Below are 13,439 nucleotides of genomic sequence, written 5' to 3' on the forward strand. Positions count from 1 at the left end.
TTGCCGATCACGGGTTACCACTGGGCTGAAAGTGCAACTGTTCAGAGGTTGAACGGGATCACATCCTTGGCCTGCGCATAGGTCAGGTTACCTCGATAGATGCTCAGTACCTGCCCCTCGCTCGCGGCCATCATTTGTTCGCGATACCCCATCTTGCGCTGGCTCCACAGCTTCAGATGGCCTTTGCCAAACGCCGTGGGCGCCGCCTGCGAGTCGGCAAAGTGGAAATGCGCGGCCCACAAGGGTCTACCCTTGGCCTCGCCGGGAGCCCGCAACAGGCTGATCCGGTACTCGTCCAGATAGCCATCGGAGACCACCTGCCGAGGCCCGACATATTCCACGGCGAGCAACCCCTGCTGATGGAGAAAATTCAGCCCTCTGGAACCTGGGTAGCGCGTCTTGCTGTAAAGCGCTACCAAACAGTCGCGGCGGGCCTGGCGCAACTGAATCAACGCATCGTCCATGCCTGCCAGCAGCGCGTGCTCTGCGTCGGCATCGCTGAGCTGTTCCCGCAGCTCGGCCACTTCGTTGATCTGGCCGTCCAGCATCGACATCAGGCCCATGTCGTCAGCATCCTTGGCAACCAGGGCTCTGGCTTGAGCGATGACATTTTCGTTCTGTGCCAGCATGGCCTCGGCCAGTTCCCGGTTGTTCCTTTCGGAGTCCGGCGTAGAATTCCGCGACTGCGGTTCCGGTTCTCCCGCGGCTACCTCTTCAACCCAGGTGTTTCCCTGCTTCTGGAAGCGATGCAGCGCGCTCTTGTTGAAAGCCGCTACAACTTGCAGCACAGCCTGCCCGTCGACTACCGATTCGCTGCCAATGACTATCTGACCAGCCCGTGTGTGGGCCACCTGCAGGCTCTTTCGTGAATAGACCGCACGACGTGTGCCTCGGACCTGCCCGTCCGCCTGCTCGCGCATGGCCTCGACCAACGCCTCACCGGCTATGCTTTTCAGCTCCACCATCTGTTGCTTGTAGGCCTCAAGGCGCTGGACATCGATGAGCTTGCTACCGAGTGTCTTGATCCGTTCGGCGTTGAGAATCGCCGCGAGGTATTCGTCCCACGCACTTTGCAGTACCTCGATTCGTTCGGCGACAGGCAAATCACAGAACATCAGCAGATGATGCGTTTGTGCGGCCACCCGCAGACGCTGACTGGCGAGCGCATGGCGGAAGATCATGTAGTGCTGGGTAGGCGTGCCTTTATGCCACTGCAGGGCCAGCTCGACCAGGCCCATGGCCTGGAAAAACCGGATGTTGATCGTGGTCGTCTTGCGGCTCGCGATAATGCTCGAAACGGTCAGCGTGGTATTGACGTAAGGCACTTGCATGTCGATATCGGTGATGGCCAACAGGCGATCCAGCTGGCTGGAGACATTGATGATCCTGGGCTGCTCTTCAAGCAACTTCTCCAACATCGTCCGGAACCTGGCATACAACTCGGCCTGTTTCTCTGGCGGTGCCTCATTGAGCGCATTGGTGAGTTGGTCGTATTCCCTGAACCCACCCAAGGCCAGGAGCTCATCAATGAAGAACATGCCAAAGCTGATCAGGTTCTTGCGGACCTGGCCCAAGAGTATCCGTTGATCTCTCACGCTGCCGCCCTGCGTCGAAGTGCTCGCCTTGTCGAGCACGTAGATAATGTTGCGTTCAGCCTCGAGATACCCCTGGAATAGACTGTCGTTCAACGCCAGGCGCCGGGTGCGCAGCGCATTCGTCTGCTCGTGCAACTGCTGGAGTTTGCGCTTGAACAACTCGGTAGCCTGCTCGAATTGCGCACGTTCGCCCGGGTCGGTTGGTGGCGCCTTTTGCAACCGATCCTCGACTTTCTTTACCGGATCACGCAAACCGACAACCTGCTCGCTCAACGCGTTGAAATCCTTCGTGGCAGCCTCCGCGGCCAAGAGAAGCCGCTCTATCTCGGACTGAGCCTTGGCGATCGGTCCGCTAAGCTTCTTGCGCAGTCGCTCGCGGGCCAACTCGCCGGAGCGATCATTGCCACCGTGCAATCGCGAATTATTGAGGTGCCAGACATTGCCGTCGCGCATCAGGTATGGCCCAACCGTGCCGTCCGGACCGATGATGCGAAACGCTGCGTTATCAAGGCTGACTCGGTAGACATCACCGTCCAGAGACACATAGAAATCATCCCCAATCCGCACCAGGCCAGCAGCCACGCCCTGCGTCTGCGGTTCACGCCCCGCCAGCGAAACGCTGGTCGCCAACGCCCGCATTTGACCGCGCTGGGCACTCGACAGGCCGTTGAGCCCCCCAGCCCCACGCCAGGAAAAGTCGAGGTGGGTGTTGGCCATCGCCTGCAGCCTGTCGACCGTGGTACTGGGCTCCCGCGTTGCTGTGGAAAGGCTCGCCAACTCGATCCCGTTGCCTGGAGGTGGCCCCTGGAGCAGCGATGGCGGCAGGTCACCAGAAACGGCCGGCGCTGCCAGTTTCGGCGTCTGCAGGTGTATCAGCGCCAGCAAGGTGTTGTTCAGCACATCGACCATCGCCTGGATTCGCTCGTCGAGATGCGGGCTGGCCAGCCCCTGCACATCGTTGATCAGGCTGCGCATGCCGATGTAAAGCCAGGCAACCGAGGTGAGCGGCCCCGGTAACACCGGAAACACAACATTCAGCAGCTCCCAGGAAAATGCCGTGACCAGCCGCCAGCGCACCTCGCTGTTGCTCATGGCGCTGCGATCCGCCAGCTCCAGCAACATCCGGCCCTTGGCTTCGAACATCTGCCGATCCACGTCCTGCGCCCAGAACTGCAGCGCCAACTGAACAGGCTGCGGTTTCGCCGGGAGGGTGTAAGGGTCGAGCAGCCATTGGGGCAGGTGCGGCTCCCGGAAGCCGCCATTGTCGTAGACCGCGCGCTGAGCTTGCTCGATCCACAGCAGCACGCTGTCCTGCAACGCCCCCGGGCGGCTGATCGCATCCAACAGCGCCTGAGCGCTGTCGAACTGAATCAGCGCCTTGTCGGTGTACAGCGGGCAATACAACAGATGAGCCCCCAGCTCGATGAGTTCGATCACGTAGAAACCATGCGCCACGTCGACCCTCTCTGATGTCGGCGAGCGTTTGAACGCAAGCGGTGCAATCCGCACAGCCGCTGCACCTTCCTGGCCACTACGGCAGAATTCTGCCAGGGCGCCGTAGGCGAACTTGTCGAGCCGCTTGACTGCCCGCGCCCGCGCAGCATCGAACATCAGGGTGATACGCCAGCGTATGGCAAATGCCGAGATGTGTTCGGCCCGGCTCGCCGAGCGATCGAGCATCGACTGTACATGACGTGGATAACTGCCGCCGATGTCGACTCGCTGCACCAGCTCACGGACGTAATCAATAGTCATCCACTTCATGATCAGCTGGTTTTCCCGGTGCGCGATATGTGTCACCACCCCTCCTGCGGTGGCATCCAGGCGGCCGATCGCCAGTTGCGTCAAGGTCAGCTTCTTTTCACCGGTCTTCTGGCCGAAGCCCAGCCCGTGACCGTCACTGACAAAGGTCTCGACAGTGAGGATAAGGTCGTCAGGGAAGTAATTGGCGTCTACCGGGTGGTCATGCAGCATCTCCTCGCGCAGGCGCGTCGCCGCATAGGTGTGCAAGTCCGGCAGACCGTCCTGAATGCCCTGGGCTGGGCTGTGCTGTTGCAGTAGCGACAAGTCGAGCATGGCTTGCAGATAGGCGGTCTGGCTATCCGTATCGGCTCGCGACAGGCCCTTGGGGAGCGCCAGGCCCAGCCCACCGGCGCCATAGTCACTGAACTCGGCAAAAAAGGACGCGGGGTCGCAGGCCACATGGCAGTAATGCTCCAGTTGGTCGACGCTGTCGATCGCGCTCCAGCGCAGGCGGGCAACGCGCTCGAGCAAGATTTCCAGCAACAAGGCGCTGTACAGGGCGAAAGCGTCGCCCTCCACAGTCAGGCCTTGCCAGCTCAACTCATCAAACCGGTAACGTCCAGCCATCTGCATTTGCAACGCCGTGACGAACGCGGCCTGGGGGTCGTAACTGCGGACCAGACCTTCGGGAGAACACCAGAGTGTCAGTTCGCGAACTTCACTGGAGGCGGTAATCAGCAAACCGGGCAACAGCTCATGGAAAGTGTCTTCGCCCTCACGTAACGCAACCCGCACCAGCTGCACATCGAGCCCGGTACGGTTACCCATCATCAGGTCACGCAGCAGCTTGCGTTGTTCGTCGTCCAGCGCTTCGTCTTTCAGGCCATCGAGCAGGTTGGCGCGCAACAACTGCTGCAACCACAGGTCGCGGTCGATCGTGGCGTCGCCGTTCCAATAGTCGATCTGCGCTCGCTGGAAGTGCCAAAGCAGCACCGGCAGCAACGCGTTGAGGCCATCGGTCAGGCGCGCGGGCTCGATCAAATCGCCCTCGGCAGTTTCAAGGCTCGACTCGATGGCGAAAAAGCGCCGGGGCGGGTTCAGGCTAAGGCGGTAGTCACCCGCTGGGGTGAGGTCCAGTGGTTTAGCCTCAAGCAGGGCCTGCAGCACCACATCCACCAGCGGCTGAGGGTGCCAGACACCATCCGGCTGCAGGGACATCAGGTACAGCGGTGCAGCCGAGGCCATTTCAGGGCGATGCACGCCAACCAGAGGATAGTGCTCCAGGATCACCTTCATGACCTGTTCGCCTACAACCTGGCGGAGCGTGGGACGGCTGGCGAACTGGGTGGCGACTGCGTGTTTGAGGTTGTGCGCGTGAGTGGCGGGCATGACCAGGACTCGTTATGGAATGAACCACAAAGCGTCCTGGAGATGTTATCGAACGAGGTGCTACATATTGCTGCTGGCAGGCCGCGGCACCTGGCAGTGCGGCGGCCTGCCGGGCATTCAGCTATAGACGCGGCCAAGCACCTGGCGATGGCTCTCGAACTGATCGAGCACATCACGCACGATCTGGTCTGGGACAAAGCCCATCAGGTCGTATTCCTGACTGCCGTCATGCAGGTAGACCTCGGCGCGGTAGAAGCGCTGGCGCAGTTCAGGCTCACCCTCGACCGGCGCCTCGCTCGGCGCGGCCATATAGCCATCAAGGCTCACTTCGTAGACGAACGGGTTGCCTTCTTCCATCATCACCCGCAAGCCCATCAGGTTGCGCGACTGGCCGACACGGGTTTCCACCTCGAAGCCCAACGTCTGCAGCTGCGCTGCGGCTTCTTTCAACGCCGGGCTGACCTGCTTGTCCATGAAGCGCTGCACCACGGCCTGGGTGGGCTGCAGTTCCAGCTGGGTCAGGCGCTCGCTAAAGCCGCGACGGCCACGGGCGGCCAGTTCAGCGCGCTCCTGCTCGATCACCACGTCCTGCTTCATGGCCTTGTACAGGCCGAACATGAACAGCACCAGCACCACCGAGAACGGCAGGCCCGCCAGCACGACCATGGTCTGCATGGCCTCGAAGTTACCGGCGAACAGCAGGCCGATGGTCACCAGAGTGATAACCACGGACCAGAACACCACCATCCAGTGCGGGGCGTCTTCGTCGACCTTGCCGCCTTTGCACGACAGGTTGGCCATCATCACCGCGCCGGAGTCGGCCGGGGTGAGGAACAGCACGAAACCGACGAACACTGCCACACCAATGACGATCTTGGCTGCCGGGAAGTATTCCAGCAGCTGGTAGATCGACATCGACGGCTGTTCCAGCGCAGTCTTGCCTAGCTCCACAGCGCCCTGGTTGATCACCAGGTCCAATGCGGTATTGCCGAAGATCGACAGCCAGGCCAGGGTGAAGCCCAGCGGAATCAGCAGCACGCCCATTACCAACTGGCGCACGGTACGACCCTTGGAGATACGCGCAATGAACATGCCGACGAACGGGCCCCAGGAGATCCACCAGGCCCAGTAGAACACGGTCCACAGGCCCAACCAGTGCTCGGACTTGCCGGCTTCGCCTTCATACACATACAGGTCGAAGGTTTTCAGCACGATGCCGTTGAGGTAGTCGCCGACGTTCTGCACGAGACCATTGAGCAGGTGCAGGGTTTCGCCGCCCAGCAATACGAAAATCAGCAGCCCGCTGAACAGCACGATGTTCAGGTTGGACAGGCGACGAATGCCGTTCTCCACACCCGAGACCGCAGCCACGGTGGCCACACCGGCCATGACCAGAATCACCACCAGCAGGTTGGTCTTGCTGTGGTCCATGCCGAACAGGTATTCCAGGCCCGAGGATACCTGCATCGAGCCGATACCCAGGTTGGTCACCAGGCCAAGCAGGGTGACGAACATGCCGAAGATGTCGACGGCATTGCCGGCAGCACCCTTGACCCAACGCTCGCCCACCAGCGGGTACAGCGCCGAGCGCAGTGCCAGCGGCTGGTTGTGGCGGTAAGCGAAGTAACCCACGGCCAGGCCGACCAGGGCATAGATCGCCCAGCCGTGCAGGCCCCAGTGCAGGAAGGTCAGCTGCAAGCCCTGGCGCGCGGCCTCAAGGCTGGCCGGTGTGCCTTCCGGTGGGTTGAAATAGTGGTCCAACGGCTCGGAGGCGCCGAAGTACAGCAGCGAAATACCGATACCGGACGAGAACAGCATGCCGGCCCAGGCGCCATAGCTGAAGTCCGGCTGGTCGTCCTTGCCACCCAGCTTGAGGCTGCCGTAGTCGGAGAAAGCCAGGTAGACGACGAACAGCAGGTATCCGCAAATGACCAGCATGTAGTACCAGCCGAAGGTGCGCGTCAGCCACTTCTGGGCCACGCCCAGCACCTGGCCGGCGGTTTCGGGTGCAGCGATCAGCAAGGCAGTCAGAACAAGGATCATCAGCGCAGAGGTGAAGAACACCACGCGGTTGACCCGTACCCTCTCGGCGGGGGGCTTGATAAGTGAGGCAGAACTCATTGCACGAATGCTCCGGGCAGTGCGGCTGTGGAGGCTAATCAGTCTTTCCCGAGCAATTGGTGGAATATCCCCACTGCATCAGGTGTTATAAATGAACCCTGGAAACCGTGATCCCGAATCGATACGTTGCCAAAAACAGACAGGTGGCCCGCTGAAAATGCCACGCCTCAACGCAGGTGCGCGCATTCGTCACAGGTCACCCCGCCCGCTCCAAGGGCCTGTCGCAGGACCAATGGCCGTACGGCAGAATCTGCATTTCGCATCGCTCACGCCCGTCAACGCCTTGTTTTCCGGGGGTTACACGATTTCCTGGGGTGTCAATCCGTGCCTTCTCGACCGCCTGAAAAACTGTCAATGGCACAAATTGTCGCAGAGCTTATTCTTTATTGATTGAACGTTCAATCAAAACAAAATAGACTGGCCTTCGCCGAGTCAGCCGCCTGTCGTCTGCTCGCAGGCCTGAGGAGATAGCAAGATGCCCAAGGTCGGTATGCAACCCATCCGGCGCCAGCAGTTGATCGAAGCCACATTGCAGGCAGTCGATCAGGTCGGACTGGGGGACGCCAGCATTGCGCTGATTGCCCGTTTGGCCGGTGTGTCGAACGGCATCATCAGTCACTACTTTCGGGACAAGAACGGCCTGATCGCAGCGACGATGGGTTACATCATGAGCATGCTCAACGAAGGCGTCAGAGCACGTCGCCAGGCCCTGAAAGACGACAGCCCGCGCGCTCACCTGAAAGTGATCATCGAGGGCAACTTCGATGCCAGCCAGGTAAACGGCCCGGCAATGAAAACCTGGTTGGCCTTCTGGGCTTCCAGCATGCACCAGCCCGATTTGCACAGGTTGCAGCGGATCAACGACCACCGCTTGTATTCCAACCTGTGCTGCCAGTTCCGCCGCGCCCTGCCGCTCTACCATGCGCGCAAGGCAGCCCGCGGCCTGGCAGCCCTGATCGACGGTTTGTGGCTGCGTGGCGCCCTGTCGGGTGATGCATTCGACACCGACCAGGCGGTACGGATTGCTTACGAATACATGGAACTACAACTGGCCAAGCAGCACACCCTGGCCACAAACGACCAGGCTGCTGACCATGCGCGCAGGGCCCTTGCCAACCCGGCAGGAGCATGACGCGCGAGCCAAACCACACACTGCACTTGCGAGGACACTATGGCCCGTTTCGGAACGCAAAAACTCTACATTGATGGCGCTTACGTCGACGCTGGCAGCGATGCCACTTTCGAAGCCATCAACCCGGCCACTGGCGAAGTCCTCGCCCACGTACAGCGTGCTACCGAGGCAGACGTCGAGAAGGCCGTTGAAAGCGCCGAGCGTGGCCAGAAGATCTGGGCCGCGATGACCGCCATGCAGCGTTCGCGCATCCTGCGCCGCGCCGTCGACATCCTGCGCGAGCGCAACGATGAGCTGGCCATGCTGGAAACCCTGGACACCGGCAAGTCGTACTCCGAAACCCGCTACGTCGACATCGTCACCGGCGCCGACGTGCTGGAATACTACGCAGGCCTGGTGCCGGCCATCGAGGGCGAGCAGATCCCGCTGCGTGAATCGTCCTTCGTCTACACCCGCCGCGAGCCGCTGGGCGTGACCGTGGGTATCGGTGCCTGGAACTACCCGATCCAGATCGCCCTGTGGAAATCTGCCCCGGCCCTGGCCGCTGGCAACGCGATGATCTTCAAACCGTCGGAAGTCACCTCGCTGACCACCCTGAAACTGGCTGAGATCTACACCGAAGCCGGCCTGCCAAACGGCGTGTTCAACGTTCTGACCGGTAGCGGCCGCGAAGTCGGCACCTGGCTGACCGAGCACCCGCGCATCGAAAAAGTGTCCTTCACCGGCGGCACCACCACCGGCAAGAAAGTCATGGCCAGCGCCTCCAGCTCTTCGCTGAAGGAAGTGACCATGGAGCTGGGCGGCAAGTCGCCACTGATCATCTGTGCCGACGCCGATCTGGACAAGGCTGCTGACATCGCCATGATGGCCAACTTCTACAGCTCGGGCCAGGTGTGCACCAATGGCACCCGTGTGTTCATCCCGGCTGAAATGAAGGCGGCCTTCGAAGCCAAGATCGCCGAGCGCGTTGCCCGCATCCGCGTTGGCAACCCGGAAGACGAAAACACCAACTTCGGCCCGCTGGTCAGCTTCCAGCACATGGAAAGCGTGCTGGGCTACATCGCCAAAGGCAAGGAAGAGGGTGCCCGCGTCCTGTGCGGCGGCGAGCGTCTGACTGCCGGTGACTTCGCCAAAGGTGCCTTCGTTGCCCCAACCGTGTTCACCGACTGCACCGACGACATGACCATCGTCAAGGAAGAGATCTTCGGCCCGGTGATGAGCATCCTCACCTACGAAACCGAAGAAGAAGTGATCCGCCGTGCCAACGACACCGACTACGGCCTGGCCGCTGGCGTCTGCACCAACGACATCACCCGCGCCCACCGCATCATCCACAAGCTCGAAGCCGGTATCTGCTGGATCAACGCCTGGGGTGAATCGCCGGCCGAAATGCCGGTAGGTGGCTACAAGCAGTCGGGCGTCGGCCGTGAAAACGGCGTCAGCTCGCTGGCTCAATACACTCGCATCAAGTCGGTCCAGGTCGAGCTGGGCGGCTACAACTCGGTTTTCTGAACCCTGTCTAGCCACGCCCGTGCCACCGCGCACGGGCGTACCCGCTCCCCGATCACCGCCAACACGAGGGTACTTTCATGTCCCAAGAATTCGATTACATCATCGTCGGTGCCGGCTCGGCCGGTAACACCCTGGCGACCCGCCTGACCGAAGACGCCGGCGTCACCGTCTTGCTGCTGGAAGCCGGTGGCCCCGACTACCGCTTCGACTTCCGCACCCAGATGCCAGCGGCCCTGGCCTTCCCGCTGCAAGGCCGCCGCTATAACTGGGCTTACGAGACCGACCCAGAGCCGCACATGGACGGCCGCCGCATGGAATGTGGCCGTGGCAAGGGCCTGGGTGGCTCGTCGCTGATCAACGGCATGTGCTACATCCGCGGCAACGCCATGGACTTCGACGGCTGGGCAGAACTGCCAGGCCTGGAAGACTGGACCTACCTCGACTGCCTGCCGTACTTCCGCAAAGCTGAAACCCGTGACATCGGCCCTAACGACTACCACGGTGGTGACGGCCCGGTCAGTGTCGCCACGCCAAAGGCTGGCAACAACCCGCTGTTCCACGCCATGGTTGAAGCTGGCGTGCAAGCCGGTTACCCGCGCACAGAAGACCTCAACGGCTACCAGCAGGAAGGCTTCGGCCCAATGGACCGTTCGGTGACCAAGAACGGCCGCCGCTCCAGCACCGCCCGTGGTTACCTGGACCAGGCCAAAAAACGCCCGAACCTGACCATCGTCACCCACGCCCTGACCGACCGCGTGCTGTTCGACGGCAAGCGCGCCGTAGGCGTGACCTACCTGGTCGGCGACAGCGAAGAACGCGTTGAAGCCCGCGCCCGCAAGGAAGTGATCGTCAGCTCTGGCGCCATCGCTTCGCCGCAGCTGCTGCAGCGCTCCGGCGTCGGCCCGCGCGCCCTGCTGGAAAGCCTCGACATCCCGGTTGTGCACGACCTGCCGGGCGTTGGTGAAAACCTGCAGGACCACCTGGAGCTGTACCTGCAGTACGCCTGCACCCAGCCAGTATCGCTGTACCCATCGCTGCTGTGGTGGAACCAGCCGGCCATCGGTGCCGAGTGGCTGTTCAATGGCACCGGCATCGGCGCCAGCAACCAGTTCGAGGCCGGTGGTTTCATTCGTACCCGCCCTGAATTCAAGTGGCCGAACATCCAGTACCACTTCCTGCCGGTTGCGATTAACTACAACGGCTCCAATGGCGTGAAGGAACATGGCTTCCAGGCGCACATGGGTTCCATGCGCTCACCTGCTCGCGGCCGCATCCAGGCCAAGTCGAAAGACCCACGCCAACACCCGAGCATCCTGTTCAACTACATGTCCACCGAGCAGGACTGGCAGGAATTCCGTGACGGCATCCGCCTGACCCGTGAAATCATGGCCCAGCCGGCCCTGGACCCGTACCGTGGCCGCGAAATCAGCCCGGGCGCCGACGTGCAAACCGACGAGCAGCTGGACAAGTTCATCCGCGAGCACGCCGAAACCGCCTTCCACCCATCCTGCTCGTGCAAGATGGGCACCGACGACATGGCCGTGGTCGATGGTGAAGGCCGCGTGCATGGCATGCAGGGCCTGCGCGTGGTCGATGCTTCGATCATGCCGCTGATCATCACCGGTAACCTCAATGCCACCACGATCATGATTGCCGAGAAGATTTCGGACAAGATCCGTGGTCGCAAGCCACTGCCGCGCAGCACCGCCAAGTACTACGTGGCAGGGGATGCACCAGTGAAAGGCAAGCCGATGCGTGAAGTGAAGCAGGGCTGAGACCTTGATCAGGGGCCGCACAGCGGCCCCTTTCACGTTTGCTCAGGCGGGCAGCGTGAGAAAGCATTCCTGCCACTGATCTGCCTGACCAGCCGCTCTCGCCCCGCTGTCGCGGTGGCCTGGTAGCGAAGCACATGGCCCGCCGCCTGGTGCGCCAACAAATAGTGCAAATCAGGAAATTTCCCGAGCAGGCACTGAGCCATCTAGGCGCGGTAAATGGTTTTCCTGCCATTCATGTTACTCGGCTGCCTGACAGTGGACGAACCATTGCAGCCACAAGCTGCAACGACGATGCGGTATCGCTTTACAGCCTGCGTCGGCCTCAGGTTAGAATCGATTGGCACGCGACCTGCTAGCTTTTGCTGAAAAATGCGCTACCAAGTCCCTCCCCCTCGCTGTCTCGGAGTACCTGCCTTTGGATGCAAGCACCATCAATAGCCTGTTCCTGATCGGCGCATTACTGGTGGGTGCAAGTATCCTGGTCAGCTCGCTGTCGTCGCGCCTGGGTATCCCTATTCTGGTCATCATCCTCGCCGTCGGCATGCTCGCCGGTGTCGATGGTGGCGGTATCATCTTCAACAATTACCCAACTGCTTACCTGGTGGGCAACCTGGCACTGGCCGTCATCCTGCTTGATGGTGGCCTGCGCACGCGGGTAGCAAGCTTTCGCGTAGCGCTTTGGCCGGCGCTGTCGCTGGCCACGGTCGGGGTAATGATCACCACCGCCCTCACCGGCCTGGTCGCCGCCTGGCTGTTCCAGCTCAGCCTGATCCAGGGCCTGCTGATCGGCGCCATCGTCGGCTCCACCGACGCCGCTGCAGTGTTCTCGCTGCTCGGCGGCAAAGGCCTGAACGAGCGGGTTTCTGCTACCCTCGAGATCGAGTCGGGCAGCAACGACCCAATGGCGGTGTTTCTCACGGTCACCTTGATCGACATGATCGCCAGCGGCGAGACCGGCCTGCATTGGAGCCTGCTGGGCCACGTGCTGCGTGAGTTCGGTATCGGCGCGCTGGTGGGCCTGGGCGGCGGCTGGCTGATGCTGCAACTGGTCAATCGCATCAATCTGGCCGGCGGCCTGTACCCCATTCTGGTAGTGGCCGGCGGCCTCGTGGTGTTTTCGCTGACCAACGCCCTGCATGGTAGCGGCTTCCTCGCCGTATACCTGTGCGGCCTGGTGCTGGGCAACAGGCCGATCCGTAGCCGCCATGGCATCCTGCATATGCTCGACGGCATGGCCTGGCTGGCCCAGATCGGCATGTTCCTGGTGCTGGGGTTGCTGGTCACGCCGCACGACCTGCTGCCCATCGCCCTGCCAGCACTGGGCCTGGCGCTGTGGATGATCCTGGTGGCACGGCCACTGTCGGTGGTTGCTGCCCTGCTGCCGTTCAAGGCTTTCCACGGCCGTGAAAAGGGCTTCATTTCGTGGGTCGGCCTGCGCGGTGCGGTACCGATCATTCTGGCGGTGTTCCCGCTGATGGCGGGCCTGCCAGACGCCCAACTGTTCTTCAACCTGGCCTTCTTCATCGTGCTGGTATCGCTGCTGGTGCAAGGCACCAGCCTGCCGTGGATGGCCAAGCTGTTGAAAGTGACGGTACCGCCAGACCCGGCGCCGATCTCCCGTTCCGCCCTTGAGGTGCACATCACCAGCGAGTGGGAAATGTTCGTCTACCGTCTGGGCGCAGAAAAATGGTGCATCGGTGCTGCCCTGCGCGAACTGAAAATGCCCGAAGGCACGCGGATTGCCGCGCTGTTCCGTGGCGAGCAACTGCTGCACCCGTCGGGCAGCACCGTGCTGGAGGTTGGCGACATGCTCTGCGTGATCGGCCACGAGCACAACCTGCCTGCCTTGGGCAAACTGTTCAGCCAGGCGCCGCAACGTGGCCTGGACCTGCGTTTCTTCGGTGACTTCGTGCTCGAAGGCGATGCCGAACTGGGTGCCGTGGCGGCGCTGTACGGCCTGAAACTCGATGGCCTCGACGCGAAAATGCCGCTGGCGCAGTTCATCCGACAGAAGGTCGGAGGCGCTCCAGTAGTAGGGGACCAGGTCGAATGGCATGGCACGATCTGGACCGTGGCAACCATGGACGGGAACAAGATCCAGAAAGTAGGCGTCAGATTCCCCGAAGGAACGCGACCCGGACCAGGATTGTTCCTCTAAACTTCGTTTCAGCC

At 61.6% G+C, this 13,439-nt stretch carries 6 protein-coding genes; 4 read left to right on the top strand and 2 right to left on the bottom strand.

Annotation, left to right across the window (positions count from 1 at the left end):
- Window positions 1–41: 41 nt before the first annotated feature.
- The gene (locus GST84_24620) at window positions 42–4,727 is read right to left on the bottom strand and encodes a hypothetical protein (protein XGB15354.1); all 4,686 of its coding nucleotides are present in this window, start codon (window positions 4,725–4,727) and stop codon (window positions 42–44) included.
- 117 nt (window positions 4,728–4,844) lie between these two features.
- Window positions 4,845–6,848: a BCCT family transporter gene (locus GST84_24625; GenBank protein XGB15355.1), complete on the bottom strand. Its 2,004-nt coding sequence runs from the start codon at window positions 6,846–6,848 to the stop codon at window positions 4,845–4,847.
- A 475-nt stretch (window positions 6,849–7,323) separates the two neighbouring features.
- Between GST84_24625 and betI the strand changes: the two genes are divergently transcribed.
- From betI to GST84_24645, 4 genes are all read left to right on the top strand, one after another.
- Window positions 7,324–7,980, top strand: coding sequence for a transcriptional regulator BetI (betI, locus tag GST84_24630; GenBank protein ID XGB15356.1), 657 nt, complete (start codon window positions 7,324–7,326; stop codon window positions 7,978–7,980).
- Between the two features lie 39 nt (window positions 7,981–8,019).
- Complete coding sequence (gene betB, locus GST84_24635) at window positions 8,020–9,492, top strand: betaine-aldehyde dehydrogenase (protein ID XGB15357.1); 1,473 nt, start codon at window positions 8,020–8,022, stop codon at window positions 9,490–9,492.
- 77 nt (window positions 9,493–9,569) lie between these two features.
- Window positions 9,570–11,267, top strand: a complete 1,698-nt coding sequence (gene betA / locus GST84_24640; protein XGB15358.1) for a choline dehydrogenase — start codon at window positions 9,570–9,572, stop codon at window positions 11,265–11,267.
- A gap of 415 nt (window positions 11,268–11,682) precedes the next feature.
- Window positions 11,683–13,425 carry a potassium/proton antiporter gene (locus GST84_24645; protein ID XGB15359.1) on the top strand — a complete coding sequence of 581 codons (1,743 nt, stop codon included), beginning with the start codon at window positions 11,683–11,685 and terminating at the stop codon, window positions 13,423–13,425.
- Window positions 13,426–13,439 lie beyond the last annotated feature (14 nt).

The sequence above is a fragment of the Pseudomonas putida genome (assembly GCA_041879295.1).
GTDB classification, from domain to species: Bacteria; Pseudomonadota; Gammaproteobacteria; order Pseudomonadales; family Pseudomonadaceae; genus Aquipseudomonas; species Aquipseudomonas putida_Y.